This window comes from Bordetella sp. BOR01, assembly GCF_019218885.1.
In the GTDB taxonomy this organism is placed as follows: Bacteria; Pseudomonadota; Gammaproteobacteria; order Burkholderiales; family Burkholderiaceae_B; genus Bordetella_A.
Map to the genome: position 1 here is coordinate 1,228,359 of NZ_JAHUWT010000003.1, position 23,483 is coordinate 1,251,841.

The following is a 23,483-nucleotide window of genomic DNA, read 5'->3' on the forward strand; positions in this document are numbered from 1 at the left end:
ATGCTTCGGGCTGGGGCTATGGTGGTTCTGGCGCTGCGTGGTCCAGCAAGGCCGGCAGGTTGCCGTCGTGGCGAAAGCCCGCTGCTTCGGCAGCCGGGGTGTGCAATGGCGGCTGCGTGCCGAACTGCGCTTCGATGGCCGGCTCGGGCGCGTAGCGCACCAATTTGCCGGCCTGGCCATTGCCGCGCGCATCGTAGGCCCGCACGATCTCTTGCACCGATACGCGCAGGGCGGGCAGGGTCCATGCCGTGTGCTCGCCGGCCGGTTGCGTGGCGAGTTCGGCGGCGTGCAACAGGTTGGCAATGCAGCAACGCAACGACATCAGCCAAAGCGTGGCTTGCGGGCTTACCGGCATCGTGCAGGGCTCGCCGGCCGCAAGCGACCGTATCAGCGTGCTGGAAAACGCCGACCAGGCGCCATTGGGCGCGGGCGGGCGCGGAACGATGCCGGGCAGGCGCACGGTGCGAGCGCGCACGAAGCCGCGCCGCGTGTAGTCGGCCAGCAGTATCTCCATGGCGTACTTGTGTGCGCCATAGCTCAGGGCCGGCGCCAGCGGTGTATGGTCGTCGACCCGTTCAGGCAGCGGGGCGCCGAATACGGCGATGCTGCTGGTGAACACCAGCGCCGGCGAGCGGCCCTGCTGCCGCAGCCGTTCCAGCAGGCGCAGCGACCCTTCCAGGTTGACGTGCAATCCCAGTTCAAATTCTTGTTCGGCTCGTCCGCTGGCAATGCAGGCCAGGTGAAAGACCAGGTCCGGTGCGGGGCTGGTGATGGCGGCCAGCGTCGCCGCATCGGCAAAGCTGCCGTCGATGCAGCGCACGCGCGGGTCGGCGGGCGGATCGTCGAAAGCCAGGTCGCACAGCGTGATGGCTTCGGCAGCGCCGTATCCGGGCACGGCGGGCATGGCGCAGAGCTGGCGAACGAGTTCCTTGCCGATGTAGCCGTTGGCCCCGGTGACAAGAATATTCATGCTGCCTCTCCGGTCCGGGGCCGTTCGGGCCATGCCACGTGCACGATGTCTGACAGATCGGCCGGCCCCAGGCCCTGCGCGGCGGCGGCGCGGTAGCTGGCCAGCGCGCCGTTCAGGCCGGCCAGTTCGGTGCCGGTGGCGCGTGCCAGCGCCGCCACGTTTTCTACGTCTTTGAGCATGGTGGCCACCGAACCCAATGGCTGATCGATAGGGGCTGTCATACGCGGCACGAAGATCTGCAGCAGTGTGGAATCGGCCCAGCCGCCGGCCAGCGCGGTATTCAATGCGGCGGCGTCGATGCCGCTGCGCTGCGCCAGGGCCACGGCCTCGGCGATGGCGTTGACGGTGCTGGCCACAATAGTCTGGTTGCACAGCTTGGCGATCTGCCCGGCGCCGACCGGGCCCAGGCGGGTGATGCGTGCGGCGTATGCGCGCATCCAGGCCGAAGCGGCCTCGACCGTGTCGGCAGGCCCGCCCGCCATCACCGATAGCGTGCCGGCCTGCGCACCCGCCACGCCGCCCGAGACCGGCGCATCGATCCAGACGCGTCCGTTGATTGGCTGCAGTTGTGCGGCGAACCGGCGCGCGGCTTCGGGGGCGATGCTGGAATGATCCACCAGCCAGGCGCCACAGGCGCGATGCACGCCCTGCGCGCCGAATACGGTGTCTTGCACGGCCTGCTCGTCTGTCAGGCACAGGAAGACACCTGCGCAGCCGTCTGCCGCTTCGGCCGGCGTATCGGCCGGTTCGGCGCCGTCGGCCGCCAGCGCCCGGGCTTTCTCGGGGCTGCGATTCCAGACCCGCACCCGATGCCCGGCCGCGAGCAGCCGGCGCACCATGGGGGCGCCCATCAGGCCGGTGCCGCAAAAGGCCAGCGTCGCGCTCATTCGTTCTCCGGGGTTTCGTAGGGCCATTGCATTCCGCCCGAGTGCGTGACGGCGCCTTCGTGCGCCGGCCGCACCAGCACAGCATATTTTTCGAGCGCGCCCGCCAGGCGCGGCCGTATCGGCGGTACACGGCTGGCACGGCGGGATGCCAGCTCGGCATCGCTGACCTCGATCCGCAACGAGTTGGCCTGGGCATCGATATGGATGAGATCGCCATCGCGGATCAGGCCGATGGGGCCGCCGGCCGCCGCTTCGGGGCCGACATAGCCTATGCACAGGCCGCGCGTGGCGCCCGAGAAGCGGCCATCGGTCAACAGGGCCACTTTTTCGCCCATGCCCTGGCCGTACAGGGCGGCCGTCACACTGAGCATTTCGCGCATGCCCGGCCCCCCCTTGGGGCCCTCGTTGCGTATGACCAGCACCTCGCCCGGGCGGTAGGTGCGCTGCGATACGGCGCGCATGCAATCTTCTTCGTTTTCGAATACCCGCGCCGGCCCCGAGAACTGCAGTGATTTCAGGCCCGCGATCTTGAGCAGCGCGCCCTGCGGGCTGAGATTGCCTTTCAGAACCGCCACACCGCCCGAAGGATGAATGGCGCGCCCACAGGGGCGCACCACTTCGCCATCGGGGCCGGGCGCGTCGGCCAGTGCTTCAGCCAGGGGCCGGCCGTCCAGCGTGAGTACGCTGCCGTCGATATAGCCGCCTTCCAGCAAGGCCTTCAGCACGGCGGGTACGCCGCCGGCTTCGTGCAGGTCTCGAGCCAGGAAACGCCCGCCCGGCTGCAGGTCGGCGATCAGTGGCGTGCGCTGGAATACAGTGGCGACGTCATCCAGGGTGTAGCGGATGCCGGCTTCGTGGGCGATGGCGGGAATGTGCAGCGCGGCGTTGGTCGAACCGCCGGTCGCGGCGACCGCCGCGCAGGCGTTGTCCAGGCTGGCCCGCGTGACCAAGTCGCGCGGCAGGGGGCCTCCCTGCGCCAGGGCGCGCATGACTTGTGCGCCCGCCCGTTGCGCGATGGCCAGGCGTTCGCTGTACACCGACGGCATCATGGCGGTGCCCAGCGGCGACAGGCCCAGGGCTTCTCCTACCATGGCCATGGTATTGGCCGTGAACTGGCCTGGGCACGAGCCGGCCGACGGCGTACAGGTGCGTTCCATGGCCTTGAGATCGGCGGCCGCCATGCCGCCATGCTGCACACGGCCCACGGCTTCGATGGTGTCCAGGATGGTGGCCTGCTTGCCCAGTGCATGACCGGGCAGCGTTGCCCCGCCATAAAGGAATACCGCCGGCACGTTCAGGCGCACGATGGCCATCATCATGGCCGGCAGCGTCTTGTCGCAGCCGGCGAAGGCCACCAGCCCGTCATAGGCATGGCCGCGGATCACCAGCTCTACGCTGTCGGCGATCGTCTCGCGCGAGAGCAGGCTCATGCGCATGCCGGCATGGTTCATGGAGGTGCCGTCAGACACCGATATGGTCGAGAAACTGACCGGCACGCCGCCTGCGGCCGCCACGCCCAGCCGGGCCCGGTCCGCCTGGGGAGCCAGGCCCATGGAACAGGGCGTGTTCTCGCCCTGGGTGCTGACAATGCCGATGACCGACTTCTGCAGGGCCTCGTCGTCGAAACCGGTGGCGCGTAGAAAGGCCCGGTGGGGCGCCCGGGTCAGGCCATCGGTGACCATCCTGGAGCGGTGCTTGTGCAATGACATGCGGGGGTTCCTTGGTGAGTCAGCCGGCCAGCATGGCGCGGTGGGCCGTCAGTTTGTCGAATGCCCAGCAGATGTCGCGCTCCATGGCAAGGCGGGCCTTGTCGGCGTCGCGCTGTGCGATAGCCTGCACGATCGCGGCATGGAATTCGGCCGTAGGGCGCTCGTCGGAATGCATCAGTTCGCGCGTGGCGCGCAGATACGGGCCCGATTGCAGCCAAAGGCTTTCGATGGTGGCCATCATCGAGGGCGACTGGGCCGCGCGATAAATGGTGAAATGGAAAAGCTGGTTGTTTTCCAGGCCGTCGCGTACCGAGGTGGGGTCGGCCAGCGACTGGCCGATCTGCGCGGCCAGGCCGCGCAAGGTTTCCAGCGCTTCGGCGGTAATGTGCTCGATCGCCCAAGCCGTTACCGTGCCTTCGATCAACACGCGCGCACGGCGGATGTCTTCCAGGCGCGCGCGGGAAATGACCGGTACGCGCATGGACCGGCTTTTCATGGGCTCCAGCGCCCGTTGCGCGGCCAGCCTGCGCAGCGCTTCGCGTACCGGCATGGCGCTGGTGCCGAAGGCGTCGGCCAATTCTTGTATGCCCAGCACCTCGCCGGCGGCATAGTCGCCGCGCATCAGGTGGTCGCGCAGCCGGCGGTAGACGGCTTCGTTGACCGAGGTGTGGACCAGGGGTTCCAGATCGGGGTGGCCGGCCATTTAGATCTTTGATCAAAAATCAAAGACGCTAATTTGCGCAAAAATCCCCGCGCCGCCTATCCAGGTTTCCCCTTATGGGCGGGCGCGGGGACGGGACTGCCTCAGCGGGTGGCCGCCAGCCGGGCCTTGAACGCCAGGCGGTACTGGTGCAGCAGCGGTTCGGTGTAGCCGTTGGGCTGCGCCAGGCCTTCGAATACCAGCGCGCAGGCCGCCTGGAACGCCACCGAGGTATCGAAGTGGCCCGCCATGGGCTGGTACAGGGGGTCGCCGGCGTTCTGGCGGTCGACCACTTCGGCCATGCGTTCGAAGGTGTCGCGCACCTGGTCGCGCGTGGCGATGCCGTGGCGCATCCAGTTGGCGATGTGCTGGCTGGAAATGCGCAGCGTGGCGCGGTCTTCCATCAGGCCCACGTTGTTGATGTCGGGCACTTTCGAGCAACCCACGCCCTGGTCGATCCAGCGCACCACGTAGCCCAGGATGCCCTGCGCGTTGTTCTCGAGTTCGTGGCGGATGTCGTCGGGGCTCCAGTCGGCCGGGTTGCCCACCGGCACCGTCAGCAGGCCGTCGAGCAGCTCGTCGCGCACGCTGGCCAGCGATGTGCCTTCGAGCTGCTGCTGCACGGCCTGCACGTCGACCTGGTGATAGTGCAGCGCATGCAGCGTGGCCGCGGTGGGCGAAGGCACCCAGGCGGTATTGGCGCCCGCCTTCGGATGGGCGATTTTCTGTTCCAGCATGGCGGCCATCAGGTCGGGCATGGCCCACATGCCCTTGCCGATCTGGGCGCGGCCTCGCAGGCCGCAATCCAGCCCCACCAGCACGTTGCTGCGTTCGTAGGCGACGATCCAGGCGCTGGACTTCATGTCGCCCTTGCGCATCATGGGGCCGGCTTCCATGGTGGAATGCATTTCGTCGCCGGTGCGGTCCAGGAAGCCCGTATTGATGAACGCCACGCGCCCGGCAGCGGCCTGGATGCAGGCCTTCAGGTTGACGCTGGTGCGCCGCTCTTCGTCCATGATGCCCATTTTCAGGGTGTGGCGCGGCAGGTCCAGCAGGTCTTCGACGCGGTCGAACAGTTCATTGGCAAAGGCCGCCTCGGCCGGGCCGTGCATCTTGGGCTTGACGATATAGATCGAGCCGGCGCGCGAGTTGCGGCGGGTGGCGCGGTCGGGCAGGGCCGCCAGCGTGGTGACCACGGCATCGAGAATGCCTTCGGGGATTTCCTTGCCGTCGTGATCGAGCACGGCGGGGTTGGTCATCAGGTGGCCCACGTTGCGCACGAACATCAGCGAACGCCCGTGCAGCGTCAGCGTGCCACCGCCGGGCGTGCGGTATTCGCGGTCATCGTTCAGGCGCCGCGTGAAGGTTTGCCCGCCCTTGGTGACTTGCTCGGCCAGGTCGCCCTTCATCAGGCCCAGCCAGTTGCGATAGACCTGCACCTTGTCGTCGGCATCGACCGCGGCGACCGAGTCTTCGCAGTCCATGATGGTGGTCAGCGCGGCTTCGACCACCACGTCCTTGATGCCGGCGGCATCGGTGGCGCCGATGCTGTGGGCGCGGTCGACCTGGATTTCGATGTGCAGGCCGTGCTGCTTGAGCAGGATGGCATGGGGCGCTTGCGCATCGCCCTGGTAGCCGGCGAACTGTCCGGGTTGTGCCAGGCCGGTGCTGCCTTGTGCCAGCGCCACGCGCAACTGGCCGTTGCCGACGCTGTAGCCTGTGGCGTCGGCGTGCGAGCCTTGCGCCAGTGGCGCGGCCTGGTCCAGGAAGGCGCGGGCGCGCGCAATGACGGCCTGGCCGCGCTGCGGATGGTAGCCACGGCCCGTGTCGCCCGGCGTGGGCGCAATGGCGTCGGTGCCATACAGGGCGTCGTACAGGCTGCCCCAGCGGGCATTGGCCGCATTCAGCGCATAGCGCGCGTTGGACATGGGCACCACCAACTGCGGGCCGGCCTGCTCGGCGATCTCGGCATCGACATGGGCGGTTTCAACCTGCACCGCATCAGGCTGGGGCAGCAGGTAGCCGATCTGTTCCAGGAAGGCGCGATACGCACGCAGGTCGCGCACCGGGCCGGGATGCGCCCGATGCCAGGTGTCGAGTTCGCGCTGCAGGCTGTCGCGTTCGGCCAGCAAGGCGCGGTTGCGGGGCGCCAGGTCGCGTACCAGGGCAGCGAAGCCGGCCCAGAAGCGCGAAGCGTCGATGCCGCTGGCGGGCAGCGCCTCGTCCTCGATGAAGCGATGAAGCACGGCCGCCACTTGCAGGCCGTCTTGCTGGATACGTTCAGTCATGCGGGTCTCGGAAAAGAAAAATCGGGGCCGGCTCAACCGGCACAGCGAACCTACATCATCGGGGCTGCAGCCAGCCATGTCCATATCCCAGGACACTGGTCATACCAGTTTATTTACCCCCGATTTGCGCGTCGGGTAATTTTTATGGTTTTATTTCAGTATCTTGAGAGGAAGAGCCCGAGCAAGCATCGATCGGTTGCGCAGCTTGGTGCAATCTGGTCATACCAGTTGGAGTGGCATGGAAACTGATGTCGCGGCCACCGGCCGCCAAGTGGCCGATGTGGTGGCCGAACGAATCGAGCGTCTGATCATGGACGGCGTGCTCAAGTCGGGCCAGGCCCTGCCGTCCGAACGCCGCCTGACCGAAAAGCTGGGCGCGTCGCGCACCGCGCTGCGCGAGGGCCTGAAGCTATTGCGCGCCCGCGGCATCATTCGCACCGAGCAGGGCAAGGGTTCGTTCGTGGCGCCCATTTCGCAGGTCGACGCCGGCCCGCTGGTGCATTTGTTCCATTCGCAGCCGCGCACGCTGTACGACCTGCTGGAAGTGCGTGCCCTGCTGGAAGGCGAATCGGCGCGGCTGGCCGCCATACGCGGCACCGAGGCCGATTTCATCATGATCCGCCGCCGCTATGAAGAAATGATCGCCGCGCATGGGCAGGATACCGATATCGCCACGCATGCCCACCTGGATCACGCTTTCCATCTGGCGGTTTGCGAGGCCTCGCACAATCCGGTGCTGACGCACACCCTGCAATCGCTCACCGACCTGATGCTGGGGTCGGTGTTTGCCTGCGTCAACAACCTGTACCACCGCGAGCCGCACAAGCGCCAGATCGACCTGCAGCATGCGGGCGTGTTCGATGCCGTGATCGGGCGGCTGCCCGAGCAGGCCCACAAGGCCGCCACCGATCACGTCAACAGCGTGCGGCAAAGCCTGGGCGAGATCGAGCAAGAAGAACAACGCCTGGTGCGCGCCACCCTGCGCTTGGAAGGCTGGGCCTAGACTCGCGCGGCTTCAGGCCGCCAGCGCGTCGGGCACGGCCTGGCCCGCATAGATGCGGCCGTGGCGATTGGCCAGCAGCGCGTCCAGCGCGATGCTTTCCTGCCCCACGAAACCGCGTTGCGGCAGCGTGCCCTGCGCCACCAGGTCCAGCGCGGTGCAGATACCGGCCGCCGTCGAGCGCTGGATGGCGCTCAGGGCATGGCCGTCCACGGTGTCGCCGTAGATGCGCGTGGAATACGACTCTTGCAGCAATTGCCCCTGCCGGTAGCCCGACGCCGTCGCCAGAATGACGATGACGTCCTGCCCCGTGGCGGGGATGGCGTTTTCCAGGATGTCTTGCAGCAGCTCGCGGCGCTCGCGCAGGCGCAGGTCGTTGAGCAGCAGTTTCATGATGGCGCCGTGGCCAGGGTAGCGTACCGATTTGTAGTCGACATTGCGGGCCTTGCCCGCCAGGGTCTGGGGCAAGGTGCCCAGCCCGCCCGAGGTATTGAAGGCCTCGTATTCGACGCCGTCGAGCGCGAAGGTCTCGTAGCCCTCGAGCGGCGGCACGCTGGTCAGTTGGCCATCGACAATGGCTACGCAAGGGTTGCAATATTCATTGATCAGCCCCTCGGTGCTCCAGGTCAGGTTGTAGCGCAAGGCGTTGGTGGGATAGCGAGGCAATGCGCCCACCCGCATGCGCAGGTCCAGCAAGGTGTCGAAGCGGCGCGCCAGGTCATTGCCGACGATACCGATGAAGCCAGGCGCCAGGCCGCATTGCGGCATCAGCACGGTGCTGGCCTCGCGCGCCAGGGCATTGACGGCATGCGTGCTGGCCACGTCTTCGGTCAGGTCGAAATAGTGCACGCCGTGACGGGCGCACAAGCCGGCCACGGCGATGGCGCGGTGAAACGGCAGAGCGTTCAATACGGCGTAGCGGCCCGCCACCGTGTCTTGCAGGGCGGCATCATCATTGCCGATGTGCAGGGTCTGGCAGCCCAGTGCCGCTACCGCGTCCAGCCGGGCGGCATCCTGGTCGGCCACGCAGACCGCGTAGTCGCCGGTGCGTTGCAGCAGCAGGGCAATGGCGTATCCGATCTTGCCGGCACCCAGGACGGTGACCGGTTGCAGTGTGCGAGGCATGGCGGGCTCCTGGTGGAAGGTGTGCCTTCATCCTAGCGCCAGCTTGAGTCGATATGTAGGGTACAAAACATCGATTCGTTCTAATAATTCAGACAAAAAGACTGGAAAATTGGTTGATATGTCTGATTGGGTGATAACCGTCCCGCAAAAGCACGCAGGCCTTCCGAAGAAAAGGCCTGCGTTCCTGCTGGGGCCGGCGGGGCCGGATCAGCCTTGCGACGGATAGTCCAGGTTGCCGAACGAGTAGTGGCCTTCGGCCTTGGCCTGGGCCAGCTCGGCTTGCACTTGGGCGCGGGTCAGGTGGCTGCCCTGGTCGGCGACCTGGGGCGGATACTGCTCTTCACCGTAGGTGATCAGGCCGGCGGCACGCGCCTGGGCCAGTTCGTCCTGGACCTGGGCCCGGCTGACGCTGGATGCCTGGGCGGCGGGGGCGGGAGCGGGGTAGTCCAGTTCGCCGAAGCTGTATTGGCCGGTGGCCTTGGCTTGGGCCAGTTCGGCTTGCACCTGGGCGCGGGTCAGGGGTTGCGATTGGGTATCGGCGGCTTGGGCACCGGCAGCGACGCCCAGGGAAAGCAGGATGGCAGTGGCAATGTTCTTCATGGCAGATCTCCAGTTGTCTTGTTGGGACATCGCACCTGGGTGATTTCTTGGGGTGCGAATGTTTCCCGGTGAAGACATTCTGGACCTGCGAGGGATTGGGATAAACCCTAGTTTTCTGAAAATATTTTTCCAAATAAACGACTAATCGCAGTTTGCTGAAAGGATTGAGCCTGTTTGGGCGGTGAAACTCTACGCGCCTCTGTTTGCTGGGTTGCTCATGACTCAAATTTGAGTAACAACAAGAGCAACGCAATAGCTGGTGAGCCTTCGGGCAAAAGCGTTGACTGCCGTGCAAGCGGTTCCGCCAAAAGCGGAGGCAACAGACCACCAGACTACGGGGCCCCTTCGGGGGCCTTCGCTTTTCCGGGGCCGTTAGTTCTTCGAGGGCGTGGCTTAACGCCCAGCAGGGTCAGCTCAATCTATCGCGTGGTCAACCCCTGCGCGACGCACGTAGTTTTCGTCCTTGGCGTAACCGCACTTGCGGATAGCCCGGCCGTTCGCGTCAATATACGGCGCCCAGCGCATCATGCCTTCGTTCCAGTTGACCCCCATCGTCCCTTCCGCGCTCTTGAGAATCTGTGAGGCGGCAAGTGTGCCTCATTAGGCTTCTTCAAAGAGTTGCGGAACTTCATCCAAGTCGGAAGTTGCGCAGCGATCCTTCATTCGACGAAAGGCTGGGCCTTCAGCCTGCTGGCGTCTGTACGTTCGCAGCTTAGCGCAGCAGGTCGTCTTGCGCTTTTTTCAGGTCGTCCTGGGCTTCTTTCAGCTTGCGCAGCGCCTTGTCGATCTTGTCTTGCCGGCCGTCCTGGCGGGCTTCGGCCAGTTCTTCCTCGCGCTCGGTGACTTCTTCGCGGCGCTCGGCGATGGCGTCCTGGCGTTCGGCGCGCAGCGAGGCATCGGTGCACGAGCCGCGGGCCTCGGACAAGGCGCGGCGCAGGCCGGCTTCGCGGTGGCTGTTGCCCTGCGCCTGCGCGGCGGCGATGTCGTTCTCGATATGGCAGAACTTGGCTGCGCAGCCGCGCAGGGCGGTGCAGTCTTGCGCGGCCTGGGCGCCGGCCGAAAGCGCAGCCGTGGCCAGCGTGGCGGCAGTCAGTGCCAAAGAGAATCGAACGCGTGCGGGCATGGCGAATCCTTGCAGGGTTGTCGGATGCCGGCCGTGGCCGGGGTTCAGATCAGGGTGCCGGCCAGCGCCGCCACGACCAGCAGGGCGCCGGTCCAGAGGTTGGCGCGGAACAGCATGAAATTGCGGTCGGGCCGTTGCAGGTTGAACGTATACAGCTGCCAGGCCAAGTGCGCGGCCACGGCGGCAATGCCCACCTGATAACCCCAGCCCAGGCCCATGGCATAGCCGCCCCAGGCCCACAGCGCAATGGTGGCGATATAGAAGCCGCCGATCCATAGCTTGCCCTGCGCGCCGAACCGCATGGCGGTGGAACGCAGGCCCAGTTGCTGGTCGTCGCGCACATCGACATAGGCGTAGATGCTGTCGTATCCCACCTGCCACAGCACGGCGCCCAGCCACATGGCGATGCCGGCCAACGGCAAGATGTTCTGCGTATCGGACCAGGCCATCAGCATGCCCCAGTTGAAGCAGATGCCCAGCACCACTTGCGGCCAGTAGGTAACCCGCTTGCACAGCGGGTAGATGAAGACGAAGGGCAGCACGGCCACCGCCAGCCAGCGGCTCATGTCATTGATGAAGAAGAGCAGCGAGCCGCACACCAGCAATTGGCCCAGCAAGAACCACACGGCGTTGCGCATGCTGAGCTGCCCGCTGGTCAGCGGCCGAAAGCGCGTGCGTTCGACGTGCTTGTCGATGTCGCGGTCGCACATGTCGTTGACCGTGCAGCCGATGCCGCGCATCAGCAGCGCACCCAGCGAGAAAATGATCAGGCGGCGCAGGTCGGGCAGGCCGCCGGCCGCCTGGATCAGCGCGGCGATGCACGGCAGCAGCGTCAGCCAGGTGCCGATGGGACGGTCCAGCCGGCACAGGCGCGCATAGGGGCGCCAAGCGCGGGGCAGCCAGCGTTCGACCCAGTCGGTGAAGACGATGTCGTTGAGATCGGGGGACGTTGAGTGCGGCGCGCTCACCATATGACAATGCGACGGGTAGGCGTGGGGCGTTAAAAAGAAACGGGGGTGGCGGCCGGGCCGCCGCCCGGCGTTCAGGCGTATTGCTTGATCAGCTTGCCCAGTATGGCGATACCGGTGCGGATGCGCTCTTCGGGTACCGTGGCAAAGCTCAGGCGCAGCGTGTTGGCACGGGGCTTGCCGGCATAGAACGGCCCGCCCGGCACGAAGGCTACATTTTGCGCGACGGCCTGGGTCAGCAACTGGGCGCTGTCGATGTGCTCGGGCAGCGTCACCCACAGGAACATGCCGCCTTCCGGCTTGGTCCAGCTGACCGTGGCGGGGAATTCCTGTTCGATGGCTTCCAGCATGCAGCGGCCCTGGGCGCGGTAGATTTCGCGCACGGTGGGCAGGTGTTCTTCCAGGAAACCGTCTTTCACGACTTCGTACACCGCCATTTGCGTCAGCGTGGGCGTGTGCAGGTCGGTGGCCTGCTTGGCCTGCACGAGCTTGTCGATGATGCTGCGGTGGGCGGCGATGTAGCCCAGGCGCAGGCCCGGCGCCAGCACTTTCGAGAACGTGCCCAGGCGGATGACGTTGGCGCCGTATTCGCCGGCCAGGGCCAGCAGGCCAGGCTGAGGCTCGCCAGCGTAGCGCAGTTCGCCGTAGGGGTCGTCTTCGATGATGGGCAGGCCCAGTTGCGCGGCCTGCTGTACCAGCGCCTTGCGGCGCGCCAGGTTCAGGGTGCGGCCGGTGGGGTTCTGGAAATTGGGCAGCGCATAAAGAAAGCGTGCGCCAGCGGCCAGTTCGGGCGTGATGGATTCGGGGATCAGCCCGCCGTCATCGGTGGGCACGGGCACGTATTGCGGCTGGTACAGGCTGAACGACTGCAGCGCGCCCAGGTAGCTGGGGTCTTCGACCAGGATCTTGCTGCCTTCGTCGATCAGCACCTTGCCCAGCAGGTCGAGCGCCTGCTGCGAACCCGAGACGATCAGGATCTGGTCGGGGGCGACATTGGCGCCGGCCCGGTTCAGGTCGTCGGCCACCCATTGCCGCAGCGGCGCATAGCCTTCGGTGGGCCCGTATTGCAGGGCGGCGCGGCCGTTGGTGGCCAATACCTTGTCGAACGCCGCGCGTACTACCTCGACCGGAAAGCCGCCCGGGGCGGGCAGGCCGCCCGCGAAGGAAATGACCTCGGGCCGCTCGGTGACCTTGAGGATTTCGCGGATGGCGGAACTGGTGAGTTGCTTGGCGCGTTCGGAAAATGCGCACACGGGTTCGAAAGGCTTGTCCATGGAAGGGCTTCTTGACGAAAGAACGGGAAAAAAGAGCAAATATTGTCCCACAACGCCGACACTGCACTGCATGATGCGGTGCCGCCTCTAAAATCAGTTGGTTCGATAGTTGCCTGTACAGTTACATTTTATGTTCATCGCCACCGACCTGCCCACCGACGACAAGCCGCGTTTCTACGCCGAACTGGCCGCCCAGGCGCGCGCGCTGCTGCATGGCGAAACCGACCGCATTGCCAACGCCGCCAACTTCGCCGCCCTGGCCTACCAGGCCCTGCCGCGCATCAACTGGGCCGGCTTCTACTTCTACGATGGCTACGAACTGGTGCTGGGCCCGTTCCAGGGCAAGCCGGCTTGCGTGCGCATTGCCCTGGACCGCGGCGTGTGCGGCGCGGCCGCCAGCCAGCGGCAAACCCAGCTGGTGGCCGATGTGCACGCTTTCCCGGGCCATATTGCCTGCGATGCCGCCTCGCGTTCCGAGGTCGTGGTGCCCCTGGTGCAGGCCGGCCAACTGATTGGCGTGTGGGACGTCGACAGCCCCGAGCCCGGCCGCTTCGACGAAGACGACCGCCAGGGCATGCAGGCGCTGTGCGCCGTGTTCCTGGACAGCCTGGCCTAGCCTTTTACGGCCCTGGCTTGGGGTGACGGGCGCGTTGACATCGTGCGGGGCGCCCGGTAGATTTCCGTATCTTCAATGGTTTTCGCGCCCGCGCGTTTTCTTCCCATGATTGCGGCCCATTGCTTCGCTACCTGCTTTCGCGCCCCCGGCGCGGCGGTGCGTTGCATCGGCCTGAAATCCAAAAAACAGCAGCTCATCTGACCGGAGCTGGCTGTTCCGTCAGATGGGCGACGGAACGGCGGCAATCCGGCGGCGCGGCGCGCTGCGTGCTTTCCACTGCATCCCTGGCACTTCTGCACGGTTTCCCCTAGCGGTCCGTCTTGCAGGAGTATGTCATGGCAATTTCTTCTCTTTCTTCTTCGGCAGCGATATTCCAGGGCGTGTGGGTGCCGCTGGTGACGCCCTTTTCCGGTGCCGGCACCGGCATCGACGGCGGCGCGTTGCGGCGCCTGGTGCGCCACTGCGCTGCGGCCGGCGTGGATGGCCTGGTGGTGTGCGGCAGTACCGGCGAAGCGGCCGCACTGGATGATGCCGAGCAACTGGCGGTGCTGGATACCGTGCTGGATGAGGCGGGCGGCCTGCCGGTGGTGATGGGCCTGGCCGGCAACCATCAGGGGCATGCGCTGCAGCGGCTGGCCGCCTTCGGCACCCGGCCGCTGGCTGGTGTGCTGGTGCCGGCGCCGTACTATGTGCGACCCGGCCAGCAGGGCGCGCAGGCCTACTTCCATGCCCTTGCCGACGCTTCGCGCGTGCCGCTGGTGCTGTACGACATTCCGTATCGCACCGGCGCGACGCTGGACACCGATACGCTGCTGGCCTTGGCCGCGCACGGCAATATCGCTGCCGTGAAGGATTGCGGCGGCTCGCTGGACAAGACGGCCGCCCTGATCGCCCACGGCGGGTTGCAGGTGATGGCCGGCGAAGACCTGCATGCCCTGTCTACGTTGTGCCTGGGCGGCAGCGGGATGATCGCGGCGGCCGCCCACATTCGCCCCGACCTGTTCGTGGCGCTGGACCGTGCCGTGCGCGCCCATGACCTGGATACCGCGCGCCGCCTGTTCCATGCCCTGGCGCCGGTGATCCGGCTGGTGTTCGCCGAGCCCAATCCGGGGCCGCTGAAGGCCTGGCTGGCCGGGCAGTGGCTGCTGCAAGACGTGCTGCGTCCGCCCATGCCGCGCGCCAGCGCAGACCTGGCGGGCAGGCTGGCGCAAGCCGTGGCGGAACTGGACCGGCAGTTTCCGCCATCAGCGCTGGCCGGCGCGGCGCCCTTGCCCAGCCAGGCGGCAGCGTGATCGTGAAGCTCAAGGAATCTTCAGGTGTCGGACACCGACGGTGCCAGGTGTCAGGCTCCGCAGGTGCCTGACACCATTGTGTGGCAAGGCTGTCTCAGTCGTATGGTGTCAGGCACCCTGGCGGGAGCCTGACACCTGACAAGACCCGGCAGGCGGCGCCCGCCGTGGCACCGCGCCGGCAGATTGCTATGATGCGGCGATCCTGGGCAGCCCGGAGGCGGGCTACGGACTTTCATGGCGCAAGCATTCCAATCGCTGTCGGCCTGGCAGGTCATGTTCGCGGGCCTGCTGTTCTTCGGGGGCATCTATCTGCTGTTCGGCGCGGCCACATGGTTGCTGACCCGCCATGTGCTGCCGGCGCTGGGCATCGGCCGCGTGCTGGACCCGCGCCCGCTTGCGCCAGGCCAGCTACGGCGCGAACTGGCGCAGTCGGGCATTTCGGTGCTGATCTTCGGCCTGGGCATGGTCTTCCCGTGGGGCCTGCTGCAACTGGGCTGGGCGCACCTGGACCCGGATGCCGGCGCGGGGCGGATCGCGCTCGAGATCCTGGTGCTGGTGGCCTGGAATGACGTGCACTTCTGGGTCAACCACCGCTTGCTGCATACCCGCCTGCTGCGCCGCTTCCACCTGCCGCATCATCGTTCGGTCGTGACCACGCCGTTCTCGACCTACAGCTTCCATCCCATCGAGGCCCTGATGCTGGGCAATGTGATCCTGCTGCCGATGATGCTGCACGATTTCAGCTTCTGGTCGCTGTTCTCGGTGCCGCTGTTCAGCCTGTTCTTCAATTGCGTGGGGCACGCCAACTACGATTTCTTCCCGGGCGTGTCGTATGCGCACTGGTTTGCCGCCAGCCGCCGGCACCACCTGCATCATGCCTGCTATCACGGCAACTACGGGTTCCAGTTCACGTTCATGGACCGGTTGTTCGGCACGCGCTTGCAGGCCGACGCGGCGGCCGCGCAACTGGGCGCGGCCCGGCAGCGAGATGCGCTTGGCCGCCGCGCGTAGGCCGCCGGCCCGGCGTCGCCGCGTGCTGCGCAACGGGCGCGACCTGCAAAGCCTGGCCTATATGGTGGCGCTGCCCGCGCTGGCGGCCTGGCAATGGATATACGGGCTGCATTGGCTGCCGTATGGCCTGATGCTGTTCCTGACGCTGGGCATAGGCGTGGTCCACCACAACCATGCGCACCTGCGCATGTGGCGCCGCCGTGCGGCCAACCGCGCGACCGACATGGCGCTGACCCTGCTGCAAGGCCATCCCACCTTCGTGTTCTTTCCCGCGCACGCGGGCAATCATCATCGCCACAAGCACGGCGCCCGCGACCTGGCGCGTACCTATCGCTACGGTGGCGATACCAATCATCTGCTGGGCTACCTGCTGCATCCGTTGCAGGCCGCCTGGACGCTGTACCCGCTGTTCTGGCGCTGGCTGGGGCGGCTGCGCCGCCATCGTCCGGGCGCCTGGCGCTATTGCCTGTGGCAATACGCGGCCTGGCTGGGCCTGTGGGGCGGCCTGCTGGCGGCCAATCCCGGCAAGGCGCTGGTGCTGGTCATCTTGCCGCAATTGCATGGCCTGCACTGGCTGCTGGCCACCAACTATCTGCAGCACGCCCACACCGACGGCGGCCCGCAGCGCCACGCGCGCCTGAGCTATGCCCGCAATTTCGAAGGGCTGGTCAATCCGCTGTTGTTCAATATCGGCCTGCACACGGCGCATCACGAACATGCGCGCGCTCACTGGTCGGAACTGACGCGCCTGCATGCCCGACACTATCGCCATCGCCTCGATCCGGCGCTGGTCGAACCCGGCCTGGTGCCGTACATGCTGCGCGTGTTCGTGCTGGGGTTGGCCTGGCCCCGTTGCCGCAGCCGTACCCTGATGCGCCCGGAACACATCGTCCAAGACTAGGAGCCCGTTCTTCCCATGCCTGTTGCCTTCGATCGCGTCTATCTGGAAAGCGCCGGCTATTTCATGCCGGGCGAGCCCGTGGCCAACCAGGACATGGACCGCTACATTGCACCCCTGAACCGCATGTCGGGCCGTATCAAACAGCGCATCCTGGCCGAGAATGGCATCAAGCAGCGCTATTACGCCATCGACGAGGCGGGCGATACGCGCTTTACCAACGCCGCGCAGGCAGCGCAGGCCATCCGCGATTGCCTGCGCCGGCAGGACCGCGGCCTGGCCGACGTGTCGCTGCTGGCCAGCGGGTCGTCGGGCGGCGATGCGCTCATGCCTGGTTTTGCCAACATGATCCAGGGCGAGCTGGCGGCCCCGCCCATGGAAGTCGTGTCGGTACATGGCATTTGCGCGGCGGGCGTGTCGGCCATCCAGGCGGCCGCGCAAGGTATCGAACTGGGGGCGCACCGCCGCGCGCTGGCCGTGGCCAGCGAAATGCCGTCGCGCCTGTTCAAGCGTTCGCGGTTCGCGGCACGCGGCTACGACGCCGACTTCGACGCGCACTTCCTGCGCTGGATGCTGTCGGACGGCGCCGGCGCGGTCTTGCTGGGCCATCGCGGCGCGCCGCTGCCGGGCGCTTCGGCGGGCGTGCGGCTGCGGCTGAGGTGGGTGCACCAGCGCGCCTTCTCGGGCGACTACCCGGTCTGCATGCAGCTGGGCCTGGCGGCCGAGGGCGGCCAGGCCCACCTGGACTACGGTTCGTGGGCCGAAGCCGAAGCGGCCGGCGCCTTGGCGCTGCGCCAGGACATCCGGCTGCTGCCGCACTTGTTCGATATCGGCATCCATGAATACGCCGGCCTGGTGCGCGACGGCTGGGTCGATCCCGGGCGCGTGGACCACTTCCTGTGCCATTACTCGTCCGAGAAATTCATCCCGGTGGTCGAAGACCTGATGGACAAGGCCGGCTTGTCGATACCGCGCGAACGCTGGTTCAGCAACCTGGCCTGGCGCGGCAACACCGGCGCCGCGTCTATCCTGATCATGCTGGCCGAGTTCCTGGAGACGCATGCGCTGAAGCCGGGCCAGCAGGTGTTTTGCTATATCCCGGAATCGGGACGCTTCATGACGGCCTACATGCTGTTCGAAGCCGAGGCCGTCGATGCGCCGGCCGTAGCCGCCGGTAGCGCCCGGCCGGCGGTCGCCCCAGTTGCCAGCGACGATGCCGATGCCATTGCCCCGCCGCACGATCCCGGCAGCGCGCCGCAGGGCCTGGGCCCGCTGCTGACCGAGCTGGCGTCGATCTGGCATGACTATCGTTCGCGCGTGTGGCGCACGCCGGTGGTGCGCCACCTGCGCGAACGCCGCTTCACCGCGGCCGACTATGTGAACTGGATGGCGCACTGGATTCCGCAAGTGCGCGAAGGCAGCAAGTGGATGCGCGAGGGCGCGGCATCGCTGGGCGATACCTATCGGCCGCTGGCAGATCTGATCGGCGTGCATGCCGGCGAAGAGCAGGACGATTTCCAGATCCTGTTCCAGGACTATCGCAAGGCGGGCGGCACCGAGACCGACATCGATACCCTGCGCCGCAACCCCGGCGGCGAGGCGCTCAATGCCTACCTGCATGCGCTGGCGGCCACGCGTGACCCGATCGGCCTGCTGGGCGCCATCTATATCATCGAGGGCACCGGCCAGCGCATCGTGCCGGCGCTGTTGCCGTTGCTGAAAGCCAGCCTGGATTTGCCGCCCGACCGGTTCCGCTTCCTGGAATACCATGGCCACAACGACGAAAACCATTTGGCGCGCTGGCTGATGGCGGTGGAACTGGCGCTGGACGCCGACGACCGCGGGCAAGCGGAACGCCGTATCGTGGACACCGCCCGCCGCACCGCGGCGCTTTACCTGATGCAGTTCCATCACGTGATGGAGGCCGACCCCGCATGAATCCCCGCACGCCCGATTTCCTGACGCGCGAGCATGATCCTGCCGATCCCAGCCCCTGGCTGGCGCTGTACCTGGACCGCAGCACGCCCTTGCCCGACACCGTGAAAGAAGCCTGGCTGGCCGATTCCAGTTGCGGGTCGCGGCAATACTTGCTGCCTTTTCTGCGGCCCTTGGCGCGTGCGTTCATCATCCTGATCCAGATCGTCAAGACGTTCCTGCCGCGCAAGTGGTCGCATTCGAAACTGTTGCACCGCATTCTGGCGTGGGGGCTGGAGCACTTCGTATCGCCCGAGGCCAATTGGCTGATCCTGCGCCACTTCCACCTGGGTTCGCAGATCCTGGCGTTCATCGCGCGCAATGCGCCGGTGCCGGTAACGACCACGCCGCTGGAACCGCAGGGCATCGCCGATCTGAAAGACGAAATGTTCGTCAAGCACGACCTGAACCTGTTCAATTTCGTGATCCGCCTGAACCGCACGCTGCGCGAGGCCGGTGTGGAAATGCAGGCGCCCGCGCAGGTGGATTTCTCGATGGTGCGCGACCCCGGCCTGCAACTGGCCGACATGCCGCGGCGCCGGCGCAATTTGCTGGACCTGCAAAGCGCCATCGAGCTGTTCACGCCGCTTTATCAACTGATGCTGACCGACAACGATTTCTGGCGCGCGGCCAATTCGCTGCAGCTCGACGAAACCGTAGGCATCTACGCCGCGCAGATACTGGGCGCCCCGCAACACCTGATCCTGGTCAACAACAAACATCCCCTGGTACCCATGTCGACCCTGCGGGCCGGCTATCGGCTGGTGCTGCACGGGCTGTCGACAGAGATGCTGCATAGTTTGTTGATGCAGATGAAGACTGAAGCGAAGCCCGCTGCTTGATGTAGACCGAACCGCGCCTATGCATTCACGCCGGTCCGCGACGACGCCAAAAGAACCAACCCAGCTACCCTGGATCCCTGAGTCCCTTTCCCCGCGCGATCCAAATCAACGGTAGTCCCGCTATCAACACCACGATTCCCACCAACGCTCCTATGCCCGCATAACGCGCGCTGGACCACACCAGGCCGGCGCAGCTCAGTGCGAACAGCAGTGGCGTCAGCGGGTACAGCGGCACACTGAAGGGGCGCACGCGATCGGGGTGCAGGCGGCGCAGGCGCCATAAAGAGGCTGCCACCAGCAGCATGAAAAACCAGAACACCGGCGCGGTATAGGCCACCATCGCCTGCACGCCGTTATCGGCCAGCGCCCCGAAGCCCACCAGCGCCAGCGTGATGAAGCCTTGCACCAGCAAGGCCCGGGTCGGCGCCTGCCCGCGCGCCGACCAGCCACCCAGCCGGCGCAGCGCCGGAACATCGTCGCCCAGCGCCACGTACACGCGCGCGCCGGTCATGATGGTGCCGTTGATGGTGCTGAGCGCCGTGCAGCACACCAGCAGGCTCAGCAGCACCGCGGCGTACGGCCCCGCGGCGATCTGCATGACGTCGGCTCCCACCGCGTTGGCCTGGCGCAGCCCTTGCAGGCCGAACATGTCCAGCAGCGCAATATTGGCCAGCAAGTAGACGCTGGTGACCACCGCCGTGCCGATCAACAGCACGCGGCTCATGTTGCGGGCCGGATCGCGCAGCTCGCCCGACAGGTAGGCCGATTCGTTCCAGCCTCCGTAGGTAAGCAGCACATACACCATGCCCAGGCCCAGCATGCTGGCCAGGCCCTCTTGCGGCGGCGGGCTGTTGGCGGCCAGCGCCTGGGCGGGGGCATCGCCAGCCAGCATGCCGGCGACCACCACCGCCACCAGCGCGGTCACTGTGATCGCGGTGAACACGATCTGCAGCCGCTTGGACGGCTGGGTGCCCGCGACGTTCAGGGCGGTCAGCGCCACGACGGCCAGGGCTGCGTGCAGGGTGGCACCTTGCGCACCCAGGTCGAGCAGTTGCTGGGCGTAGTCGCCATAGATGAATGCCACCGCCGCGATGGCGCCGGTCTGGATGACGGTGCAGCGCGCCCAGGCGAACATCAGCCCGGTACGCGCGCCCCACGCAAGCGTCAGGTAGCGGTATTCGCCGCCGGAATCCGGGTAGGTGGAACCCAGTTCGGCGTAGCACAGCGCCCCCAGCAGCATCACGCCGCCGCCGGCCAGCCACAGCAGGATATACATGGCAGGCGAGCTGGCATGCTGCGCCACCAGGGGCGGGAAACCGAAAATGCCGATGCCGATGACGACCCCGACCAGTACGGCCACGCCATCCAGCACCGACAGGCCGGCGGGCCGGCCCTGGGCGGGAGCGGCTGCACTCATGGTGCTTGCCTGCTGGCTTGCCAACCTTGCTCGGCGCCGTCGGCGGCCAGCGCCACGATGGCGTCGCCACGTACCTGGCCCACGAACTGCAGCGGCTTGCCGCCGTCATCGAACACCAGGTTCAGGCGGTCGCCGCGCAGCAGGGCTTGCGACACGCCCAGTTGCGCATCGTTGCGCCGCGCGGTGGCGGTGACTTTCTGGAAGTGCTGCGACATCTGCACCGTGATAGGGCCGTCGGGGTGCTGGATCTGCCAGGTGCCGGCCACCTTGGCAGGTACGATCCACAAATACAGTGAGCGGCCATCCACGTTTTCGTATTGGTCGCTGTCCCAGTCGCCCATGGTGAACGCGTGCGACACCACCCGCGTGCCCGGCGCCAGGTCGCTGAGAATGCGCGGGCGCAGCTTCAGGTTCACATCGGGCAGCAGGTACATGGTCAGCACCGTGGCTTTCGAGATGTCGGTCTCGAACAGGTTCTGCTGCATGAAGCGCACGCGGTCTTGTACCCCGGCCTTCTGGGCGTTGGCGCGGGCTTCGGCAATGCGTTCGGGGTCGATGTCGATGCCGGTGGCCTGCGTGGCCTTGCGGTCGCGCACCGCGGCGATGGCGATGCGGCCATCGCCCGAGCCCAGGTCGATGACTGTGTCTTGCGGGCCGACATAGGCCATGTCCAGCATCTTGGCCACCGCATCGTTGGGCGTAGGCACGAAGGGCACGTCCAGCCGGACCGGGTCGGCGGCCCAGGCGGGCGAGGTGGCCAGGGCAAGCGTGGCAGCCAGCGCGGCCAGCGCATGGCGGCGTGAAAAGGCGGGCGTGGACGGGGCGGGTCGAGTCGCGGGCATTGGGGGGCTCCGGTGGACGTGCGACTGGCCTTGCAACTACCGGCCCGGCACGCTGCTGACAATAAACTGAACAAGATCATCAATGCTACGCTCGGATCTTTCAACCCTTGTTACGTCTCGTCAACGCCCTGCACCGCACGAGTGCGGCGCCGCGCCAAGCGGGATGATTAGGGCGTATCCGGGTAGGCAGCGGGACGCTTGTGTTCTACAACCCTGCACCAGGCGACCGGCCGCGCGCAAGGCTGGCGTCCCCATGCCGGCGTACCAACAACGGGAGACAAGTTCCATGGCCCTCGATCCTGGCGGCACCGATCTGGTGTTCGATTACATCGTGGTGGGCGCCGGGTCGGCCGGCTGCCTGCTGGCCAACCGCCTGTCGGCCGACGCCAGCAAGCGCGTGCTGCTGCTCGAGGCCGGCGGGCGCGACAACTGGCACTGGATCCACATCCCGGTGGGCTACCTGTATTGCATCGGCAATCCGCGCACCGACTGGTGCTACCGCACTCATCCCGATCCCGGCCTGAACGGACGCAGCCTGGGCTATCCGCGCGGACGCGTGCTGGGCGGCAGCTCGTCGATCAACGGCATGATCTACATGCGCGGCCAGCGCGCCGACTACGATGGCTGGGCCGCGCTGGGCAATGCCGGCTGGGGCTGGGACGAAGTGCTGCCCTTCTTCACGCGCAGCGAAGACCATCATGCCGGTGCCAGCGGTTTTCACGGTGCCGGCGGCGAATGGCGGGTCGAGCGCCAGCGCCTGTCCTGGGACCTGCTCGATGCTTTCCGGGCCGCGGCTGCGCAGGCCGGTATCCCTTCGGTGTCCGACTTCAACCGGGGCGATAACGAAGGCTGCGATTATTTCGAAGTGAACCAGCGCCGCGGCGTGCGCTGGAGCGCGGCCAGCGCCTTCCTGAAACCCGCGGCCGCCCGGCCGAATCTGCATGTCATGACGGGCGCGCGAGTGTCGCGCGTGGTGTTCCAGAACCGCCGCGCCGATGGCGTGGCTTTCCGCCTGGACGATGGTACGGAAAAGGTCGCCCGCGCGCGCGCCGAGGTCATCCTTGCGGCCGGTGCCATCGGGTCGCCCCAGTTGCTGCAGGTCTCGGGGGTGGGTCCGGCCGCTTTGCTGCAGGCACGCGGCGTGCCGGTGGTGCACGACTTGCCCGGCGTGGGCGAGAACCTGCAAGACCACTTGCAGTTGCGCATGATCTACCGCGTGACGGGTGCCAAGACTTTGAACGCCATTGCCGGCACCCTGTGGGGCAAGGCGATGATGGCGGCGCAGTACGCTATGTGGCGGCGTGGTCCGCTGAGCATGGCGCCGTCGCAGCTGGGGGCCTTTGCGCGTTCCGGGCCGGACCAGGCGCGCGCCAACGTCGAATACCATGTGCAGCCGCTGTCCCTGGAAAAATTCGGCGAACCGCTGCACGCATTTCCGGCGTTCACGGCATCGGTCTGCAACCTGCGCCCAACCAGCCGGGGGCATGTGCGCATCACCAGCCCGCAGGCCGACGACCACCCCGAGATCCTGTGCAACTACCTGGCCACCGAGGCCGATCGGCGCGTGGCGGCCGAAAGCCTGCGGCTGACCCGCCATATCGTGGCGCAGCCGGCGCTGGCTGGCTACGCGCCGGAAGAATACAAGCCGGGCAACGCTTGCCAGACCGACGAGGAACTGGCGCGCGCCGCCAGCGATATCGGCACGACCATCTTCCACCCGGTGGGCACCTGCAAGATGGGCGTAGACGCCCTGGCCGTGGTGGACCCCGAACTGCGCGTGCATGGCCTGCAAGGGCTGCGCGTGATCGACGCGTCCATCATGCCCACCATCACGTCGGGCAACACCAATTCGCCCACCATCATGATCGCCGAGAAAGGCGCGCACCTGCTGCGATGAGAGGCCGCTGGGGTATAGTCCGACAGTTTTCGCGCGCGCAGCGGCACCAG

20 protein-coding genes are annotated in these 23,483 nt (G+C 66.6%); 8 read left to right on the forward strand and 12 right to left on the reverse strand.

Going from position 1 to position 23,483, the window contains the following annotated elements:
• Positions 1 to 16: 16 nt before the first annotated feature.
• From KW845_RS20705 to KW845_RS20725, 5 genes are all read right to left on the reverse strand, one after another.
• Complete coding sequence (locus KW845_RS20705; protein ID WP_218371196.1) at positions 17 to 970, reverse strand: SDR family oxidoreductase; 954 nt, start codon at positions 968 to 970, stop codon at positions 17 to 19.
• A complete protein-coding gene (locus KW845_RS20710) occupies positions 967 to 1,857 on the reverse strand; it encodes an NAD(P)-dependent oxidoreductase (protein ID WP_218371197.1) in 891 nt (296 codons plus the stop codon). Before KW845_RS20710 ends, KW845_RS20705 begins: the two co-directional genes overlap by 4 nt.
• Positions 1,854 to 3,566: a dihydroxy-acid dehydratase gene (ilvD, locus tag KW845_RS20715; protein WP_218371198.1), complete on the reverse strand. Its 1,713-nt coding sequence runs from the start codon at positions 3,564 to 3,566 to the stop codon at positions 1,854 to 1,856. The genes KW845_RS20710 and ilvD overlap by 4 nt, the downstream gene beginning before the upstream one ends.
• 19 nt (positions 3,567 to 3,585) lie before the next feature.
• Entirely contained in the window at positions 3,586 to 4,269 is a 684-nt protein-coding gene (locus tag KW845_RS20720; protein WP_218371199.1) for a GntR family transcriptional regulator, read from the reverse strand.
• 101 nt (positions 4,270 to 4,370) lie between these two features.
• Positions 4,371 to 6,554, reverse strand: coding sequence for a malate synthase G (locus KW845_RS20725; protein ID WP_218371200.1), 2,184 nt, complete (start codon positions 6,552 to 6,554; stop codon positions 4,371 to 4,373).
• Between the two features lie 238 nt (positions 6,555 to 6,792).
• Here KW845_RS20725 and glcC point away from each other — a divergent pair, with 238 nt between their 5' ends.
• Positions 6,793 to 7,557, forward strand: a complete 765-nt coding sequence (gene glcC, locus KW845_RS20730) for a transcriptional regulator GlcC (RefSeq protein ID WP_218371201.1) — start codon at positions 6,793 to 6,795, stop codon at positions 7,555 to 7,557.
• A 12-nt stretch (positions 7,558 to 7,569) separates the two neighbouring features.
• Here the strand turns inward: glcC and KW845_RS20735 are convergent, their stop codons facing one another.
• The 5 genes from KW845_RS20735 to KW845_RS20755 all read right to left on the reverse strand — a co-directional run bounded on the left by KW845_RS20735 (position 7,570) and on the right by KW845_RS20755 (position 12,644).
• Entirely contained in the window at positions 7,570 to 8,679 is a 1,110-nt protein-coding gene (locus KW845_RS20735) for a saccharopine dehydrogenase family protein (RefSeq protein ID WP_218371202.1), read from the reverse strand.
• Positions 8,680 to 8,886: 207 nt separating this feature from the next.
• On the reverse strand, positions 8,887 to 9,279 hold the full coding sequence (locus KW845_RS20740; protein WP_218371203.1) for a DUF4148 domain-containing protein: 393 nt from the start codon (positions 9,277 to 9,279) through the stop codon (positions 8,887 to 8,889).
• A 712-nt stretch (positions 9,280 to 9,991) separates the two neighbouring features.
• Positions 9,992 to 10,402, reverse strand: a complete 411-nt coding sequence (locus KW845_RS20745) for a DUF1090 domain-containing protein (RefSeq protein WP_218371204.1) — start codon at positions 10,400 to 10,402, stop codon at positions 9,992 to 9,994.
• A 44-nt stretch (positions 10,403 to 10,446) separates the two neighbouring features.
• Positions 10,447 to 11,373, reverse strand: coding sequence for a 4-hydroxybenzoate octaprenyltransferase (gene ubiA / locus KW845_RS20750; protein ID WP_218371205.1), 927 nt, complete (start codon positions 11,371 to 11,373; stop codon positions 10,447 to 10,449).
• Between the two features lie 71 nt (positions 11,374 to 11,444).
• Positions 11,445 to 12,644 (reverse strand): PLP-dependent aminotransferase family protein, encoded by a 1,200-nt coding sequence (locus KW845_RS20755; RefSeq protein WP_218371206.1) that lies wholly within the window; start codon positions 12,642 to 12,644, stop codon positions 11,445 to 11,447.
• Positions 12,645 to 12,774: 130 nt separating this feature from the next.
• Between KW845_RS20755 and KW845_RS20760 the strand changes: the two genes are divergently transcribed.
• The 6 genes from KW845_RS20760 (at position 12,775) to KW845_RS20785 (ending at position 19,277) form a co-directional block, all read left to right on the forward strand.
• A complete protein-coding gene (locus KW845_RS20760; RefSeq protein WP_218371207.1) occupies positions 12,775 to 13,260 on the forward strand; it encodes a GAF domain-containing protein in 486 nt (161 codons plus the stop codon).
• Between the two features lie 335 nt (positions 13,261 to 13,595).
• A complete protein-coding gene (gene dapA, locus KW845_RS20765) occupies positions 13,596 to 14,552 on the forward strand; it encodes a 4-hydroxy-tetrahydrodipicolinate synthase (protein ID WP_218371208.1) in 957 nt (318 codons plus the stop codon).
• A 234-nt stretch (positions 14,553 to 14,786) separates the two neighbouring features.
• Positions 14,787 to 15,563: a sterol desaturase family protein gene (locus KW845_RS20770; RefSeq protein ID WP_218371209.1), complete on the forward strand. Its 777-nt coding sequence runs from the start codon at positions 14,787 to 14,789 to the stop codon at positions 15,561 to 15,563.
• Positions 15,541 to 16,464: a fatty acid desaturase gene (locus KW845_RS20775; RefSeq protein ID WP_218371210.1), complete on the forward strand. Its 924-nt coding sequence runs from the start codon at positions 15,541 to 15,543 to the stop codon at positions 16,462 to 16,464. Before KW845_RS20770 ends, KW845_RS20775 begins: the two co-directional genes overlap by 23 nt.
• Before the next feature lie 15 nt (positions 16,465 to 16,479).
• Positions 16,480 to 18,399: an iron-containing redox enzyme family protein gene (locus KW845_RS20780; protein ID WP_218371211.1), complete on the forward strand. Its 1,920-nt coding sequence runs from the start codon at positions 16,480 to 16,482 to the stop codon at positions 18,397 to 18,399.
• On the forward strand, positions 18,396 to 19,277 hold the full coding sequence (locus tag KW845_RS20785; RefSeq protein WP_218371212.1) for a hypothetical protein: 882 nt from the start codon (positions 18,396 to 18,398) through the stop codon (positions 19,275 to 19,277). The genes KW845_RS20780 and KW845_RS20785 overlap by 4 nt, the downstream gene beginning before the upstream one ends.
• A 64-nt stretch (positions 19,278 to 19,341) precedes the next feature.
• On the opposite strand, the gene KW845_RS20790 is transcribed toward KW845_RS20785, so the two are convergent.
• Positions 19,342 to 20,694: an APC family permease gene (locus KW845_RS20790; RefSeq protein WP_218371213.1), complete on the reverse strand. Its 1,353-nt coding sequence runs from the start codon at positions 20,692 to 20,694 to the stop codon at positions 19,342 to 19,344.
• Positions 20,691 to 21,536: a cyclopropane-fatty-acyl-phospholipid synthase family protein gene (locus KW845_RS20795; RefSeq protein WP_218371214.1), complete on the reverse strand. Its 846-nt coding sequence runs from the start codon at positions 21,534 to 21,536 to the stop codon at positions 20,691 to 20,693. The genes KW845_RS20790 and KW845_RS20795 overlap by 4 nt, the downstream gene beginning before the upstream one ends.
• Positions 21,537 to 21,822: 286 nt before the next feature.
• Here KW845_RS20795 and KW845_RS20800 point away from each other — a divergent pair, with 286 nt between their 5' ends.
• A complete protein-coding gene (locus KW845_RS20800; RefSeq protein WP_218371215.1) occupies positions 21,823 to 23,433 on the forward strand; it encodes a GMC family oxidoreductase in 1,611 nt (536 codons plus the stop codon).
• The last annotated feature ends 50 nt before the right edge of the window (positions 23,434 to 23,483 follow it).

Bases quoted from the DNA above. Each gene is read 5' to 3' on its own strand.
- glcC (WP_218371201.1), top strand. From the start codon at position 6,793: ATGGAAACTGATGTCGCGGCCACCGGCCGCCAAGTGGCCGATGTGGTG.
- KW845_RS20755 (WP_218371206.1), bottom strand. From the start codon at position 12,644: ATGGACAAGCCTTTCGAACCCGTGTGCGCATTTTCCGAACGCGCCAAG.
- KW845_RS20710 (WP_218371197.1), bottom strand. From the start codon at position 1,857: ATGAGCGCGACGCTGGCCTTTTGCGGCACCGGCCTGATGGGCGCCCCC.
- KW845_RS20720 (WP_218371199.1), bottom strand. From the start codon at position 4,269: ATGGCCGGCCACCCCGATCTGGAACCCCTGGTCCACACCTCGGTCAAC.
- KW845_RS20760 (WP_218371207.1), top strand. From the start codon at position 12,775: ATGTTCATCGCCACCGACCTGCCCACCGACGACAAGCCGCGTTTCTAC.
- KW845_RS20735 (WP_218371202.1), bottom strand. From the start codon at position 8,679: ATGCCTCGCACACTGCAACCGGTCACCGTCCTGGGTGCCGGCAAGATC.
- KW845_RS20770 (WP_218371209.1), top strand. From the start codon at position 14,787: ATGGCGCAAGCATTCCAATCGCTGTCGGCCTGGCAGGTCATGTTCGCG.
- KW845_RS20740 (WP_218371203.1), bottom strand. From the start codon at position 9,279: ATGAAGAACATTGCCACTGCCATCCTGCTTTCCCTGGGCGTCGCTGCC.
- KW845_RS20745 (WP_218371204.1), bottom strand. From the start codon at position 10,402: ATGCCCGCACGCGTTCGATTCTCTTTGGCACTGACTGCCGCCACGCTG.
- KW845_RS20785 (WP_218371212.1), top strand. From the start codon at position 18,396: ATGAATCCCCGCACGCCCGATTTCCTGACGCGCGAGCATGATCCTGCC.
- KW845_RS20790 (WP_218371213.1), bottom strand. From the start codon at position 20,694: ATGAGTGCAGCCGCTCCCGCCCAGGGCCGGCCCGCCGGCCTGTCGGTG.
- KW845_RS20795 (WP_218371214.1), bottom strand. From the start codon at position 21,536: ATGCCCGCGACTCGACCCGCCCCGTCCACGCCCGCCTTTTCACGCCGC.
- ubiA (WP_218371205.1), bottom strand. From the start codon at position 11,373: ATGGTGAGCGCGCCGCACTCAACGTCCCCCGATCTCAACGACATCGTC.
- dapA (WP_218371208.1), top strand. From the start codon at position 13,596: ATGGCAATTTCTTCTCTTTCTTCTTCGGCAGCGATATTCCAGGGCGTG.
- KW845_RS20775 (WP_218371210.1), top strand. From the start codon at position 15,541: ATGCGCTTGGCCGCCGCGCGTAGGCCGCCGGCCCGGCGTCGCCGCGTG.
- ilvD (WP_218371198.1), bottom strand. From the start codon at position 3,566: ATGTCATTGCACAAGCACCGCTCCAGGATGGTCACCGATGGCCTGACC.
- KW845_RS20725 (WP_218371200.1), bottom strand. From the start codon at position 6,554: ATGACTGAACGTATCCAGCAAGACGGCCTGCAAGTGGCGGCCGTGCTT.
- KW845_RS20800 (WP_218371215.1), top strand. From the start codon at position 21,823: ATGGCCCTCGATCCTGGCGGCACCGATCTGGTGTTCGATTACATCGTG.
- KW845_RS20780 (WP_218371211.1), top strand. From the start codon at position 16,480: ATGCCTGTTGCCTTCGATCGCGTCTATCTGGAAAGCGCCGGCTATTTC.
- KW845_RS20705 (WP_218371196.1), bottom strand. From the start codon at position 970: ATGAATATTCTTGTCACCGGGGCCAACGGCTACATCGGCAAGGAACTC.